The following is a 15,080-nucleotide window of genomic DNA, read 5'->3' as shown; positions in this document are numbered from 1 at the left end:
GCCAGCAGCGCGTTGGCGCGCTCCAGCGTCACCATCACCTGGCGCGCATCGGCCTCGTTGCCCATGAGCACGCCCAGGCCACCCTGCGGCCCCTTGAGCCTGCCGGTCACGTCCTGCACGTTGGCCAAGGTCTGCGACAGGGGGGCGTCCTCGCGCGTCATCGCGGTGAGGTTGTCCAGCAGGTCGCGCACCGCCGACATCAGCTTCGGGATTTCGGCCGCCGCGTCGCCCCGCAGCACCTCGCGCTCGGCGCCGTCTTCCAGTGGCGGATCGGACAGCATGCCACTGTAGGCTCGGATCTTGGTGCCACCCACCAGGGCCTTTTCCATGGTGAACACGCTGGAACTGCGCAGCCATTTCGCGTCCTTGACCGGCACATCGACGAGGATGCGCACGTTGCCGTCCTCGGCCAGCTCGATGCGCGAAACGCGCCCGATGGAAAAGCCGGCGAAGGTCATGTCCATGCCGACCACCACGCCCTCGGAGTCGTCGGAGACCAGCACCAGACGCTGCGTGTTTTCGAACACACCGCGCGCGTACATCACGTACAGCGCCGAACCGGCCACCAGCAGCACCAGCAACATCAGCAGCAGGGCGGCCTTGAATTCGAGGTTGCGCACCGGCTCCGGCGGCGTGTCGAGGGGGGGCGTCGTCGGGCTCATCGTGGTCGGATTCGTTCCATCAGTAATAGTTGCCCATGAGCGAGACCACTTCCAGCAGCAGGATCACCGACAGCAGGCGGGCGAACTCGCTCATGTCGCTGCGGCGGGCATAGGCACCATCCGCATCGGGCTGGGCGCTGGAGGCCATGGGCACGAATGCCACCGCCAGGCTGAAGAACAGGGTCTTGAGCACGAAGATCAGCGACACCGCCGGGCTGAACACGGCACCCACGCTGCGGGTGTAGCCTGGCAGCCCCCAGGGCGAAAAACCGTACACATTGAAGTAGGTGAGCACCAGCGCGATCAGGCAGCTGAGCGCGGCCAGCAGCAGCACCGAAAACACGCTGCCCAGCGCGCGCGGCAGCAGCACGCCGCGCAGCAGTTCCTGGTGGCCGGGCACGCCATCGGCGCTGCGCCACTCGGCCAGTTGCCGGCGCACCTGCTGGGCCGCCGGCATGCTGAAGCGCACGGCGACGAACAGTGCCGCGTACAGCGGGATGAGTTCGAGCACCAGGGTGCGCACCAGCACCTCCAGCGCGTACTGCGACAGGCCGTAGCTCATGGCGGTGGCCACCACGATGCGGATCAGCACCAGGCTGGCCAGCGCCGACAGCACGAGGAACCAGGTCATGAGCGGTGCCGTCGCCCGGTAGATGTGTTCGAGCACGTCACGGCGGACCGCCGCATGGCGGTAGCTGGAGGGCATCAGCGCGAGCACGATGATCTCGGCCCCCAGGTGCAGCACCTGCCACCAGGCCAGCACCGAGGCCAGGGATGACCGTCCCCAGCGGACCAGGGCGTCTTGCAGGGAGGCAACCGGGTTCATGGGGCAATGATAGCGACGTGGGTCATCCCGGGCACACCAGGGCGACGCTTGTCAGACGGTAACAATCGGTGCGGCGGGCTGCTGCGCCAGGGCCCACGCCACATGCTCGCGCACCACCTCGCTCGGATGCCCGGCGCGTGCCTGCAGGGCCGCCTGCCAGGCCAGCCGCTCGGCGGCCGGCGCGTCGGTGCGCAAGGCGTTGCCCAGCGCCACCGCGATGTTGCGCAGCCAGCGCTCGTGACCGATGCGGCGGATCGGGCTGCCTTCGGTACGGCGCAGGAATTCGGCCTCCTCCCAGCCGAACAGCTCGACCAGCGTGGCGCCCGCGATCCCGTCCCGGGGGTCGAAGTCGGGCAGGGTCGCGCGGCGGGCGAACTTGTTCCACGGGCAGGCCAGCTGGCAATCGTCGCAGCCATAGATGCGGTTGCCCATCAGCGGCCGCAGCTCGGACGGGATCGGCCCGTCGTGCTCGATGGTGAGGTAGGAGATGCAGCGGCGCGCATCGAGCCGGTACGGCGCCACGATGGCCCGCGTCGGGCACGCCACCATGCAGGCCGTGCAGGCGCCGCAGTGGTGACCGACGGGAGGCGTCGGCGGCAGGGCCATGTCGATGTAGATTTCCCCGAGGAAGAACATCGAGCCGCCCTCGCGGTTCAGGATCAGCGTGTGCTTGCCGCGCCAGCCCTGGCCACTGCGGCTGGCCAGTTCGGCCTCCAGCACAGGTGCCGAATCGGTGAACACGCGGTGGCCCAGCGGTCCCACGTCGGCCGCCAGGCGCTCGGCCAGCTTCTGCAGACGGTTGCGCAACACCTTGTGGTAGTCGCGGCCACGCGCATAGACCGAAATGATGCCCTCGCCCGGCCGCTGCTGGCGTTGCCATTCGTCGGCCACCCAGTCGTCCGGCGCGGTGCGGGGCAGGTAGTCCATGCGGGCGGTGATCACGCTCACGGTGCCGGGTACCAGTTCGGCCGGCCGGGCGCGCTTGAGCCCGTGCGTGGCCATGTAGCCCATCGATCCGTGAAATCCGGCCGCCAGCCAGGCGCGCAGACCCGTCTCGGCGCTGCCGAGGTCGACACCGGCGACGCCGATTTGGGAGAATGCGAGCTCACGGCCCCAGTCCTGCAGTTGCCGGACCAGCCGCGCTCCATCGAATCCGGATTGCATGTGACACACATTGTAGGAATGCCTGCGCCGCAGACCAGCGATACCTGGACGGCCCGGTGGCCCACCGAGGCGGACACCGAGGCCTTCGCGCGCCGTCTGGCGGCGTGCCCGGCCATCGCCGATGCCACGCTCGCGCTGCACGGCGACCTGGGCGCCGGCAAGACCACCTTCGTGCGCCACCTGCTGCGCGCCCTGGGCGTGCGCGGCCGCATCAAGAGCCCGACCTACGCCATCGTCGAGCCGCACAGTGCCAGCGACTGCCCGCTCATGCCGGCAGGCGAGGTGCTGCCGATCTGGCACTTCGATTTCTACCGCTTCGACGATCCGCGCGAATGGGAAGACGCGGGTTTTCGTGAACTCTTTGCCAGCCGCGGGCTCAAGCTGGTGGAGTGGCCCGAAAAAGCCGCCGGCCTGCTGGTCGGCATCGACGCCGACATCCACATCGACGCAGACGACATGGACACGTCCCACGCCGACGATCCTCCCCGCCTGGTGCGCATGCATGCGCACAGCGGCGTCGGGCGCGCCTTGCTGGAGGCCGCTCGCGCATGAGGACATCCGGACTCACGCCCGTGCGCCGCCGCCCGCTGCTGGGCGCGGGGGCCCTGGTGCTGCTGCTCGGTCCGGCGCACCTGGCCTGGGGTGCCAGCGTGGTGGCGGTGCGGCTGTGGCCGGCCGAAGACTACACCCGGCTGACGATCGAATCGGATGGTCTGCTGACCGTGGGCCGCACCCGCATGGCGTCGCCGCAACAGCTCGCGCTGGACATCACCGGCGTGGACCTGTACGACGGCGTGCACCAACTGGTCAGCAAGCTGCGCGCCGACGACCCGAACGTGGCGGCCATCCGGGTGGACCCCGCCAAGGCCGGCGATGTCACGCTCACGCTGGACCTCAAGCAGCCGGTGGAACCGCAGATTTTCCAGCTGACCCCGGTGGCGGCCTACCAGCACCGGCTGGTGATCGACCTGTATCCGCGCGAGGCACCGGACCCGCTGGACCAGCTTGTGCGCGAGCGCATGGCCGAGCTCGACGAAGCCAGCGCCCGTGCGGCCCGGCTGCTGGGCATCGAGCTCGGGGCGGCGCAGCCACAGACGGGTGCCCGGGCCGCACTGCCGTCCGACGATCCGATCGGGCAGTTGATCGCCCAGCGCGAGGCCGAGCGCGACCGCGGCGGCGCCGCGTCCGCCACGCGGCAGGACCCGCCGGGCAAGGCCGCGGCGCCCGGTCCGTCGAAAGCACCGACCGAGCGCCTGATCATCGTTGCCCTGGACCCCGGCCACGGCGGCGAAGACCCGGGAGCGATCGGGCCCGGCGGCACACGCGAAAAAGACGTGGTGCTGCAGATCGCCCACAGACTGCGTGACCGCATCAACGCCGGGCGGGTCAATGGCAACCCGATGCGGGCCTACCTGACGCGCGACGCCGACTTCTTCGTGCCCCTGAACGTGCGCGTGCAAAAGGCCCAGCGCGTACGGGCCGACCTGTTCGTCAGCCTGCACGCCGATGCCTTCATGACCCCACAACCGCAAGGTGCCAGCGTCTACGCGCTGAGCACCAAGGGCGCCACCAGCGCCGCCGCCCGCTGGATCGCCGACAAGGAGAACGCCGCCGATCTGGTGGGCGGCATCAACGTGCGCAGCAAGGACTGGGCAGTGCAACGCGCGCTGCTGGACATGAGCACCACCGCGCAGATCAAGGACAGCCTGAAGCTGGGCTCGGCCATGCTGGGCGAGGTCGGGCGTGTGGGCAAGCTGCACAAGGCCCGGGTCGAGCAGGCCGGCTTCGCCGTGCTCAAGGCACCGGACATCCCGAGCGTGCTGGTCGAAACGGCCTTCATCAGCAACCCCGAAGAAGAAAAGCGGCTGCGCAGCGCCACCTACCAGAACGCCCTGGCCGATGCCCTGTACCAGGGCATCGTGCGCTACTTCGGCCAGAACCCGCCGCTGGCGCGCTCAAGGCAGGTCTGATGGCCCGGCGCCCACCGCCCGCGCACGGGCCTGCTCGGCGCGCGCCGCACGCCAGCCGCCGACGATGGCGATGATGCCCGGCACAAAGATCAGGGCCCAGATGATCTTGGACAGGTTGGCCTGCACCCAGGGCAGGTTGCCGAACCAGTAGCCGGCCGCCGTCAGACCGATCACCCAGATGGTTCCGCCCACGACGTTGAACGCCGTGAACTTGCTGCGTGTCATCTCGGCCACACCGGCCACAAAGGGCGCGAAGGTGCGGATGAAGGGCATGAAGCGCGCAATGATGATGGTCACGCCGCCATAGCGCTCGTAGAAGTTGTGCGCCTGGTTGAAGGCGTTCTTGTTGAAGAAGCGCGAGTTCTCCCACTGGAACACCTTGGGCCCGAAGTAGCGCCCGATGCTGTAGTTGACCTGGTCGCCCGCGATGGCGGCGAACAGCATCAGGCCGGCAGCCAGCGGGTAGTCGATCAGCCCGGCGCCGCACAGCGCCCCGACGATGAACAGCAGCGAATCGCCCGGCAGGAAGGGCATCACCACCAGCCCCGTTTCGACGAAGATGATGAGGAACAGCAGCGCGTAGACCCACGTGCCGTAATTCTCCACGAAGGACTGCAGATGCTGGTCGACGTGCAGGATGAAGTCGATGAGGAAGGTGACGAGTTCCATGGGGCGCCATTATCCCCGCGCCCTAAAATGACTTTGTGAATGCTCCAGACATCCTGCCCGCCCGCCGCCCGATCCGTGAATTGCCCGACGAGCTGATCAGCCAGATCGCTGCCGGCGAGGTGGTGGAGCGGCCGGCTTCGGTGGTGCGCGAACTCGTGGACAACGCGCTCGATGCCGGCGCGCGGCAGATCACCGTGCGGCTGCAGGCCGGCGGCATCCGCCTGATCAGCGTCGAGGATGACGGCTCCGGCATCCTGCGCGACGAGCTGCCCACCGCCCTCAAGCGCCACGCCACCAGCAAGATCGCCAACCTGCACGAGCTGGAGTCGGTGGACACCATGGGCTTTCGCGGTGAAGCGCTGGCAGCGATCTGCTCGATTGCCGAGGTCTCGGTGCTCACGCGCACGGCCGACGCCCCCGAGGGCCATGGCTGGCTGCTCGACGGCCGCAGCGGTGAACTCCAGCCCACCGCCCGTGCCCGGGGCACCACGGTCGAGGTGCGCGAGCTGTTCTTTTCCACACCGGCGCGGCGCAAGTTCCTCAAGTCCGAGGGCACCGAACTGGCCCATTGCATCGAGGCCGTGCGGCGCCACGCGCTGGCCCGGCCGGAGGTGGGCTTCGCCATTTGGCACGACGGCAAGCTGGTGGCGCAGTGGCGCGCCGTCACGCCCGACCTCGCGAGCGGCGAGGCCCACCTGGACGCCCTGCGCCGGCGCCTGGCCGACGTGCTGGGCGAGGACTTCATTGCGCAGGCCGTGGCCGTGAGCTGGCCGGCCGACGCCGCGCCGGGCACGGCCGCCCCAGCGGCCGGCGACGCCCCCCGGCGCCTGCGCGTGTGGGGCTTCGCCGGCGTACCCGACGCCGCGCGCGCGCGGCCCGACCGGCAGTTCGCCTACGTCAACGGCCGCTTCGTGCGCGACAAGGTCATCACCCACGCGGCACGCAGTGCCTACGAGGACGTCCTGCACGGACACAGCCAGCCGGTGTACGCGCTGTACGTCGACATCGACCCGACGCGGGTGGACGTGAATGTGCACCCGACCAAGATCGAGGTGCGTTTCCGCGACAGCCGCGAGGTCCACCAGGCCGTGCACCATGCGGTGGAGGGTGCGCTGGCCGCACCCCGCGCGCCACAGGCCGGGCAGATGCCGGCGGCGGTCCCGCGCCGCCCGGCAGTCGATGATGCCCCACCCGCCTGGACGCCACCACCGATGCGCCAACAAGCGCTGGCCTGGGCCCAGCAACCGCCCGTGACAGGCCAGCGCGTGAGCGACCTGGGTGCGCTGTGGGGACCTGCACCGGCGATGGAAGCGCCACCGCCCTCACCGGCCGCCGCCCTCCCCCCTGCCGCCGCGGCAGCGCCCACCCCCGGGGATCCGGCCATGGCAGGGGACGGTGCCGAGGGCTGGCCGCTGGGCCGCGCTGTCGCGCAGCTGCACGGCATCTACATCCTGGCCGAAAACGCCCACGGCCTGGTGGTGGTCGACATGCACGCCGCCCACGAGCGCATCGTCTATGAACGCCTGAAACAACAGCTGGATGCCCACGCGGTCCGCAGCCAGCCTTTGCTGATTCCGGCCACCTTCGCGGCCACCCCTGAGGAGGTGGCCACCGCCGAGGCCTGCACCGCCGCGCTGGCCGAACTGGGCCTGGAGATCAGCCCCTTCTCGCCCAAGACCCTGGCTGTGCGCGCCGTGCCCGCCACGCTGGCGCAAGGCGACCCGGTGGCGCTGGCGCGCAGCGTGCTGGCCGAGCTGGCCCAGCACGAGGCCAGCACCGTGGTGCTACGTGCCCGCAACGAGTTGCTGGCCACCATGGCCTGCCACGGCGCCGTGCGCGCCAACCGGCGCCTGACCCTGGACGAGATGAACGCGCTGCTGCGCCAGATGGAGGTGACCGAGCGTTCCGATCAGTGCAACCACGGCCGCCCCACCTGGCGGCAGTTGTCGATCCGCGATCTCGACGCGCTCTTTTTGCGAGGGCGCTGAAGAGCGCACCATCGGCGCGCATCGCGCACCAGAGTAACGCATTTCATTCTATGAAATGCACCTTTTGCATAATGTCATGCACGTTTTTGGAGCATGACCCATGAAGTACGCATCGGTACACGACTTTTTGGCGCACGTCGCCGACCGAAACCCCGGCCAACCCGAATTCCTCCAGGCCGTCACCGAGGTGATGGAAAGCCTGTGGCCCTTTATCGCGGCCAACCCGAAGTACGCCGAATATGGCCTGCTGGACCGTCTGGTCGAGCCGGAGCGCGTGATCAGCTTCCGTGTGGTCTGGACCGATGACCTGGGCCGGGTGCAGGTCAACCGCGGCTACCGCATCCAGCACAGCATGGCCATCGGCCCGTACAAGGGTGGCATCCGCTTCCACCCCTCGGTCAACCTGTCGGTGCTCAAGTTCCTGGCCTTCGAGCAGACATTCAAGAATGCACTGACCACGCTGCCCATGGGTGGCGGCAAGGGCGGCTCGGACTTCGACCCCAAGGGCAAGAGCAACGCCGAGATCATGCGTTTCTGCCAGGCCTTCGTGACCGAGCTGTTCCGCCACGTCGGCAGCGACACCGACGTGCCGGCCGGTGACATCGGCGTGGGCGGCCGCGAAGTCGGCTTCATGGCCGGCATGGTCAAGAAGCTGACGAACCGCGCCGACTGCGTGTTCACCGGCAAGGGCCTGAGCTTCGGCGGCTCGCTGATCCGCCCCGAAGCCACTGGCTATGGCACTGTGTACTTCGCGCAGGAGATGCTCAAGACCCGCAAGCTGGATTTCCAGGGCCTGCGCGTGAGCGTCTCGGGTTCGGGCAATGTGGCGCAGTACGCGGTCGAGAAGGCCATGCAGCTCGGCGCCACGGTCGTCACCGTTTCCGACTCGTCGGGCACCGTCATCGACGATGCCGGCTTCTCGCCCGAGAAGCTGGCCCTCCTGATGGAGATCAAGAACGAAAAGTACGGCCGCGTGAGCGAATACGCCGAGCGCGTCGGTGCGAAGTTCGAAGCCGGCAAACGCCCCTGGCACGTGCCCGTGGACGTGGCCCTGCCCTGCGCGACGCAGAACGAACTGGATGCCCAGGACGCCGCCACGCTGATCGCCAACGGCGTCAAGTGCGTGGCCGAAGGTGCCAACATGCCCTCGACCATCGAGGCCGCCGGTGCCTTCGAGAAGGCGGGTGTGCTGTACGCACCGGGCAAGGCCTCCAACGCCGGTGGCGTGGCCACGTCGGGCCTGGAGATGAGCCAGAACGCCGAGCGCATCTCCTGGCCGCGCGACGAAGTCGATACCCGCCTGCTGCAGATCATGCAAGGCATCCACGCCGCCTGCCTGGAACATGGCCGCCAGGCCGACGGCAGCGTCAGCTACATCGACGGCGCCAATATCGCCGGCTTCGTGAAGGTCGCGGACGCCATGCTCGCCCAGGGCGTGGTCTGAGCCCCACACCCGGTACCGACCCAAGGCCCGCCCCCGGCGGGCCTTTTCTTTTGAACTTCCGGACGCGAATCCCGTCCTTCTAGGGCATGAAACGCCTCATCGCCCTGCTGCTCGCCACCATCGCCGTGCTGGCCGGCTGCGCTACGCTGGACGAGCGCCAGCGCACCTGGATCTTCCAGCCCTCGGACCGCAGCTGGTGGCGCGGCGAGGAAGCGGCGGCTGGCATGGAGGAGATCTGGATCGACTTTGTTTCGGCAGAGACCGGTCAATCCACGCGCCTGCACGGACTGTGGTCGCCGCATGACGACTTTCACCGGCGCCCGGACGCGCCGGTGCTGCTGTACCTGCACGGCGCACGCTTCAACGTGGTGGGCTCGGCCTTTCGCATGCGGCGCATGCAGGCACTAGGCTTCTCGGTGCTGGCCATCGACTACCGTGGTTTCGGCAAGAGCACCCCCATCCTGCCCTCCGAGGCCATGGCCTACGAGGACGCGCGTGCCGCCTGGGCCTGGCTGGCCGAGCGCTATCCGGATCGGCCGCGCTACATTTTCGGCCACTCGCTGGGCAGCGCCATCGCCATCGACCTGGCCACACACGCCACCGACGAGGCCGGCACCCTGGTGGAAGGCGCTTTCACCTCGATACCCGACGTGGTGCGCAGTTTCAAGTGGGGCTGGCTGCCACTGGATCCGCTGATCAGCCAGCGCTTCGAGGCCGTCCAGCGGGTCGGCCGCATCGGCTCACCTTTGCTGGTGGTGCACGGCAGCCAGGACAATTTGATCCCCCATGCCCTGGGGCGCCGGCTCTTCGACGCCGCCCAGGGGCGCAAGGCCTTCGTGCTGGTCGAGCACGGCACCCACCACAACACCCACTCGGTGGGCCAGGACCAGTACCGCACCGCGCTGACACAACTGTTCGGGCTGAGCCCACCCTGAACGCGTGCACGCGCAGCGGCTGGCCACGCCATCTGTTACGCTTGCCCGCATGTCTTCTCCTGCCACCGAGGCCAGCCCGCCCCACCCGCCCATGCGGGCCGGTACCGTGGTGCTGGTGCTGTCCCTGCTGCTGGGCCTGCAGCCGATCGCCACCGACCTGTACCTGCCCGCCCTGCCGTCGATGACGGCCGCCTTTGGCGCCAGCATGCCGCAGGCCCAACTGACGCTGACGGCCATGCTGCTGGCCTTCGGCCTGTCCCAGCTCGTCTGGGGCCCGATGTCCGACCGTTTCGGCCGCCGGCCGGTGCTCCTGTCAGGCCTGGTGATGTACGTCCTGGCATCGGTCGGCTGTGTTTTTTCGGGCACGTTCGAGCAGATCATCGGCTGGCGTACCCTGCAAGGCATCGCCATGGGGGCGGGCGTGATGGGAGCACGCGCCATCGTGCGCGACCTGTATGCGCCGGCCGAAGGCGCCCGCATCATGTCCAAGAGCCTCACCGGCCTGGGCGTGCTCGCCTGCCTCTCCAGCCCCCTGGGCGGTCTGCTGACCGAAGTCGGGGGCTGGCGCACCGCCCTGGCGGCACTGGCCGTGTTCGGGGCCGCCACCCTGGCCGTGCTGTTCTGGCGCCTTGAAGAGACGCTGACGCACCGCAACCCGGATGCACTGGCCCCGGCCACCCTGCTGGGCACCTGGGGGCATATCCTGCGCCACCCGACGTTCTGGGCCTTCACCCTGCTGGCGGGCACGTCCTACAGCGGGCTGTTCACCTTCCTGGCGGCCTCATCCTTCGTCTTCATCCAGGTGTTCGATCTGTCCAGGCCGCTCTATGGCCTGCTCATGTTCTCGGTGGCGCTGGCGTTCATCGTGGGCACCCTGGTCTGCCGCTGGCTGCTGCCGCGTCTGGGCGTGCGTCGCACGGTGCGGCTGGCGGGCGGCTGCACCCTGCTGGCGGGCACGCTGATGGGCGTGCTGGCGCTGGCCGGCGTCCAGCACATGGCGGCCATTGTGCTGCCCCACTACCTGTTCATGCTGGCGCACGGCGTGCATCAGCCCTGCAGCCAGAGCGGCTGTGTCAGCCCCTTCCCGCAGGCCGCCGGTGCAGCCTCGGCCATGAGCGGCTTCCTGATGATGATCGCGGCCTTTGGCATGGGCGGATGGCTCGGTCACAGCCTGGCCGCCGTCGGCGAGGGTCAGGGATCGGTGCTGCCTCTGACCAACGGCATGTGGTTCTGGAGTGTGTGCATCTGCCTCACCGCCTGGACCCTGGTGCAGCGCCACGGCGAGGCACACGCCGCTCCTGAGCGCGTTGCGGCGGCTGGCCCGGCGCATCCGGCACCCTGAGGACCCATGACCACGGGCCTGGCCACACCCCTGCCCTGCATCGCCCTGGCCGGCCCCACGGCCAGCGGCAAGAGCGCGGCCTCGCTCGCCATCGCCGAGCGCTGGCCGGTGGAAATCATCAGCGTCGACTCGGCCCTGGTCTACCGCGGCATGGACATCGGCACCGCCAAGCCCAGCCTCGCCGAGCGCGCGCGCGCACCGCACCACCTGATCGACATCCGCGACCCGGCTCAGGCCTACAGCGCCGCCGAATTCGTGGCCGACACCCGGCGGCTGATCGGCGAGATCCGCGCGCGCGGGCGCGCGCCCTTGCTGGTCGGCGGCACCATGCTGTACTTCAAGGCCCTGATGGACGGACTGGACGACATGCCACGTGCCGACGCCCAGGTGCGCGTGGCCCTGGAGGCACGCGCCCGCAGCGAGGGCTGGCCGGCCCTGCACGCCGAGCTGGCGCGCATCGACCCGGTCACGGCGGCGCGCCTGGCCCCTGCCGATGCGCAACGCATCCAGCGTGCGCTGGAAGTGCATGCGGTGACCGGACAGCCGATCTCGGCCTTTCACCGCACACAACGCCCGCACGACAACCCGATCGGTGCCGGCGCCCTGATCAGCCTGGAGCCCACCGATCGTGCCTGGCTGCACGAACGGATCGCGCAACGCTTCGATGCCATGCTGGCCGAGGGCTTCATCGACGAAGTCCGGCGCCTGCGTGCACGCGGTGACCTGCATGCCGACCTGCCGTCGATGCGCTGCGTGGGCTACCGGCAGATATGGGAAGCCCTGGATGAGGCCGGCCATGCCCCGCTTTCCCCCCGGCAGGCACAGCAGATGCGCGACCGTGGCGTGTTCGCCACCCGCCAGTTGGCCAAGCGCCAGATCACCTGGCTGCGCTCGATGCCGCAGCGGGTGGCGCTGCCCTGCGACGCCCCCGACGCGCTGGCACGCGTGCTCGAGCAGGTCGGGCGCTTGATGGAGCGCTGAGCGTGGGCCTGCACATCCGGCAACTGGGCAAACGCTATGGCGACACCCCCGTGTTCACCGGCGTCGATCTGCTGGTGGACGACGGCGAGTTCGTCGCCATCGTGGGCGAATCCGGTGTGGGCAAATCCAGTCTGCTCAACTGCATGGCGGGGCTGGACGACTGGCAGGACGGACAGGTCGTCCATGACGGCGTGGACATCGGCGCGCTGGACGAGGCCGGCCGGGCCCACTGGCGCCGTGGCGCGCTCGGCTTCATCTTCCAGGCCTTTCATGTGCTGCCGCACCTGGACGTGCAACAGAACGTGGCCCTGCCATTGATGTTGCTGGGCCGCGCAGACCCGACGCGGGTGGCCCACATGCTGGCCGCCGTGGGCCTGGCCGGTCTGGGCGCGCGCCTGCCCGCGCAGCTCTCGGGCGGCCAGTTGCAGCGCGTGGCCATCGCCCGCGCCCTGGTGCACCAGCCGCGTCTGTTGCTGGCCGACGAACCCACGGGCAACCTCGACCCCTCGACGGCCGCGCAGATCATGGACCTGATGGTGCGGCAGGTGCGCGACGGTGGCACCTCCCTGGTGCTGGTGACCCATTCGCAGGCGGCAGCGGCGCGCGCCGACCGGGTACTGCACCTGCGCAGCGACGGCCTGCACCCACCGCCGCAGGTATAAACGGCAGATCATGTTCAGCAGCGTCAATCCCACGACCCTTCCCGCCTGGCAGCGGCTGGCCCGTCTGGCCGCCGCACCGCAACCCCACCTGCGCGAACGCCTGCGCCAGCCCGGCCGCGAGGGCCTTCAGGCCGCGGCCGAGGGCACCGGCATTCGCCTCGACCCCACGCGCCAGGCCTTCGACGCCGAGACCCTGGCCGTCCTGGCCGACCTGGCCCGCGAGGCCGGCGTCGAGGCCCGGCGCGAGGCCATGTTCCGCGGCGACCTCATCAACACCAGCGAACGGCGCGCCGTGCTGCACGTGGCCTTGCGTGGCCAGCCAGGCGCCACCGGCAATGCCGCCCCCTGGGGCAGCGAGATCCAGGACATGGTGCAGCATGAACTGCGGCGCGTCTGCGATTTCGCCGAGCGCGTGCGTGCCGGCGACGTGACCAGCAGCACCGGCCAGGCCTTCACCGACGTGGTCAGCATCGGCATCGGCGGCTCCGATCTCGGCCCGCGCATGGCCACCGAGGCGCTGGCGCCGTGGTGCACGGGCGGCCGTGCCGGCCAGGGCCCGCGCGTGCACTACGTCAGCAACCCCGACGCCTGGGGCGTGTACGCCACGCTGCGCGGGCTCGATCCGGCCTCCACCCTGCTCATCGTTGCCAGCAAGACCTTCACCACCCAGGAAACCATGACCAACGCCGCCACGGCACGGCGCTGGCTCGACGACGGCGGCGTCAGCGGCACTGCGCAAAGCGCGCACCTGGTGGCCATCACCGCCGCACCTGACCTGTCCGGCGCCGCCGGTTACCCGGCCGAACACACCTTCACCTTCTGGGACTGGGTGGGCGGCCGCTATTCCGTCTGGTCGGCGCTGGGCCTGCCGCTGGCCCTGGCCATCGGTGCGGCGGCCTTTCGCGATTTCCTCGCCGGTGGCCAGGCCATGGATGCGCACTTCCGCACGGCACCGCTGGCACGCAACCTGCCTGTCATGCTGGCGCTCAGCGGCATCTGGAACCGCAACTTCCTGCGCTGCCCGACACAACTGCTCTCGTGCTACCCGAGCCGGCTGGCGCGCTTCACACCCTTCGTGCAGCAGATGGACATGGAGTCCAACGGCAAGCGCACGCGCTTCGACGGCCAGCCCTGCGACACCGACACCGGCCCCATCCTCTGGGGCGGCCTGGGCATCGACGGCCAGCACGCCTACTTCCAGTTGCTGCACCAGGGCACCCACCGCGTACCGGTGGAGTTCATCGGCGTCGAAACCGAGGACACCCCCCTGCCCCTGGCCGCCGAGCACCACCGCGTGGTCAACCTCAACCTGCGCGCGCAGGCGCAGGCCCTGGCCGAGGGCCGCGATGCGGCCACCACGCTGCAGGCACTGCTCGCCGAAGGTCTGAGCGACGCACAGGCCCGCGCGCTGGTGAGCCAGCGCAGCTTCGAGGGCAACGTGCCCAGCAGCATCCTCTGGCTCGACCGGCTCGATCCGCACCGCCTGGGCGCGCTGATCGCCCTGTACGAGCACAAGGTCTTCACCCAGGCCGCGATCTGGGGCATCAACGCCTACGACCAGTGGGGTGTGGAGCTGGGCAAAACCATGGCCAGGGCCATGGAGCGGTGAGGACCGCCTGAACCAGGCGCCGACTCAGGCGCGCGCGTCCAGCAGGGCCTTGGCCGCCTCGATGCGCAGCGCCATGTCCACCGAGGCATCGTTCATCACCGCCAGCAGGAACTGCCGCGGTTCCTGCTGCGCCACCGTGTCGGCGGGCTCCGGAGCTTCCACCCCCTCGCGTGGCCGGTCTGCCCGCACGGCAGGCGACTGTGGTGGCGGCTGCACCCGGGCCAGATGGTCGGGCTGGATGCTCTGCAGCCTGGCCAGCAGCTCGGCCTGTGCCTCGTTGCCGGGCGGCAGATCGAGCGCGGCCTCATCCCCGAACACCGCCGCCAGATCCGGCGCGACGAACGCCGACCAACGCTCGCCACCCGGCATGACACGTGGCACATGCGCGGCATGCACCACCTGCCCGCCCTGCACGCGGGGCCACCAGCGCAACCGGGCCGGCGCCGCATCCGGCAGGTAGCGCCGCACCAGTTCGCGCAACAGTGCCTCCACCTCCGGGGCCGGCACCGCCCGCGGCAACGAGAACCAGAGCTGGTAGCCATCGCTGCCATTGACGGCGATGCCCGGTGCCGGCCAGCCCAGATCCGCCTGCACCCCCTGCCAGAGCTGCGACAGCGGCCGCCAGTCCGCCGGACGCCCCAGCTCGAGCACGCCGGCACGCACCCGCCCGTCTTCGTCCACCAGGCCGCCGTCCTCACGCACCGCGTAAAGCCGCTGCCACTCATCGTTCCATCGGTCCATGGCCAGGTATGGTAACGGGCAAGCCACGGCCGCTACAAAAAAAATCGGGCCCGGCTTGATTCACCCAAAAAAACGTGGCTATAATTT

General features: G+C 69.6%; 14 protein-coding genes. 9 read left to right on the top strand and 5 right to left on the bottom strand.

Annotated features, from left to right (window positions below; translation table 11 throughout):
- From PHQ87_RS08290 to queG, 3 genes are all read right to left on the bottom strand, one after another.
- Positions 1 to 662 (bottom strand): MlaD family protein (locus PHQ87_RS08290; RefSeq protein ID WP_300232950.1); only part of this gene is annotated, 662 nt, incomplete at its 3' end.
- Positions 663 to 681: 19 nt separating this feature from the next.
- Positions 682 to 1,488 carry an ABC transporter permease gene (locus PHQ87_RS08285; RefSeq protein ID WP_300232948.1) on the bottom strand — a complete coding sequence of 269 codons (807 nt, stop codon included), beginning with the start codon at positions 1,486 to 1,488 and terminating at the stop codon, positions 682 to 684.
- Positions 1,489 to 1,539: 51 nt separating this feature from the next.
- A complete protein-coding gene (gene queG / locus PHQ87_RS08280) occupies positions 1,540 to 2,652 on the bottom strand; it encodes a tRNA epoxyqueuosine(34) reductase QueG (RefSeq protein WP_300232947.1) in 1,113 nt (370 codons plus the stop codon).
- An 18-nt stretch (positions 2,653 to 2,670) separates the two neighbouring features.
- Here queG and tsaE point away from each other — a divergent pair, with 18 nt between their 5' ends.
- Both tsaE and PHQ87_RS08270 read left to right on the top strand, forming a co-directional pair.
- Positions 2,671 to 3,204, top strand: coding sequence for a tRNA (adenosine(37)-N6)-threonylcarbamoyltransferase complex ATPase subunit type 1 TsaE (gene tsaE / locus PHQ87_RS08275; protein WP_300232946.1), 534 nt, complete (start codon positions 2,671 to 2,673; stop codon positions 3,202 to 3,204).
- The gene (locus PHQ87_RS08270; RefSeq protein ID WP_300232944.1) at positions 3,201 to 4,622 is read left to right on the top strand and encodes an N-acetylmuramoyl-L-alanine amidase; all 1,422 of its coding nucleotides are present in this window, start codon (positions 3,201 to 3,203) and stop codon (positions 4,620 to 4,622) included. The genes tsaE and PHQ87_RS08270 overlap by 4 nt, the downstream gene beginning before the upstream one ends.
- Here the strand turns inward: PHQ87_RS08270 and PHQ87_RS08265 are convergent.
- Positions 4,608 to 5,291 (bottom strand): DedA family protein, encoded by a 684-nt coding sequence (locus PHQ87_RS08265; RefSeq protein ID WP_300232942.1) that lies wholly within the window; start codon positions 5,289 to 5,291, stop codon positions 4,608 to 4,610. The two genes, PHQ87_RS08270 and PHQ87_RS08265, sit on opposite strands and share 15 nt — an antisense overlap.
- A gap of 35 nt (positions 5,292 to 5,326) precedes the next feature.
- On the opposite strand from PHQ87_RS08265, the gene mutL reads away from it, so the two are divergent.
- The 7 genes from mutL (at position 5,327) to pgi (ending at position 14,252) form a co-directional block, all read left to right on the top strand.
- Positions 5,327 to 7,279, top strand: coding sequence for a DNA mismatch repair endonuclease MutL (mutL, locus tag PHQ87_RS08260; protein WP_300232940.1), 1,953 nt, complete (start codon positions 5,327 to 5,329; stop codon positions 7,277 to 7,279).
- Positions 7,280 to 7,379: 100 nt separating this feature from the next.
- Positions 7,380 to 8,723 carry an NADP-specific glutamate dehydrogenase gene (gene gdhA / locus PHQ87_RS08255; RefSeq protein WP_300232939.1) on the top strand — a complete coding sequence of 448 codons (1,344 nt, stop codon included), beginning with the start codon at positions 7,380 to 7,382 and terminating at the stop codon, positions 8,721 to 8,723.
- 86 nt (positions 8,724 to 8,809) lie between these two features.
- The gene (locus tag PHQ87_RS08250) at positions 8,810 to 9,658 is read left to right on the top strand and encodes an alpha/beta fold hydrolase (RefSeq protein ID WP_300232938.1); all 849 of its coding nucleotides are present in this window, start codon (positions 8,810 to 8,812) and stop codon (positions 9,656 to 9,658) included.
- A gap of 49 nt (positions 9,659 to 9,707) precedes the next feature.
- Positions 9,708 to 11,000 (top strand): multidrug effflux MFS transporter, encoded by a 1,293-nt coding sequence (locus PHQ87_RS08245; RefSeq protein ID WP_300232936.1) that lies wholly within the window; start codon positions 9,708 to 9,710, stop codon positions 10,998 to 11,000.
- Between the two features lie 6 nt (positions 11,001 to 11,006).
- Positions 11,007 to 11,981: a tRNA (adenosine(37)-N6)-dimethylallyltransferase MiaA gene (gene miaA, locus PHQ87_RS08240; protein ID WP_300232934.1), complete on the top strand. Its 975-nt coding sequence runs from the start codon at positions 11,007 to 11,009 to the stop codon at positions 11,979 to 11,981.
- 2 nt (positions 11,982 to 11,983) lie between these two features.
- A complete protein-coding gene (locus tag PHQ87_RS08235; RefSeq protein ID WP_300232933.1) occupies positions 11,984 to 12,643 on the top strand; it encodes an ABC transporter ATP-binding protein in 660 nt (219 codons plus the stop codon).
- A 10-nt stretch (positions 12,644 to 12,653) separates the two neighbouring features.
- Positions 12,654 to 14,252, top strand: a complete 1,599-nt coding sequence (gene pgi / locus PHQ87_RS08230; protein ID WP_300232931.1) for a glucose-6-phosphate isomerase — start codon at positions 12,654 to 12,656, stop codon at positions 14,250 to 14,252.
- 24 nt (positions 14,253 to 14,276) lie between these two features.
- Here the strand turns inward: pgi and PHQ87_RS08225 are convergent, their stop codons facing one another.
- Positions 14,277 to 14,993 (bottom strand): hypothetical protein, encoded by a 717-nt coding sequence (locus tag PHQ87_RS08225; RefSeq protein ID WP_300232930.1) that lies wholly within the window; start codon positions 14,991 to 14,993, stop codon positions 14,277 to 14,279.
- Positions 14,994 to 15,080 lie beyond the last annotated feature (87 nt).

The organism is Hydrogenophaga sp., from assembly GCF_028698005.1.
Lineage (GTDB): Bacteria > Pseudomonadota > Gammaproteobacteria > Burkholderiales > Burkholderiaceae_C > Hydrogenophaga.
This window is presented reverse-complemented; position numbering and strand designations above follow the sequence as displayed.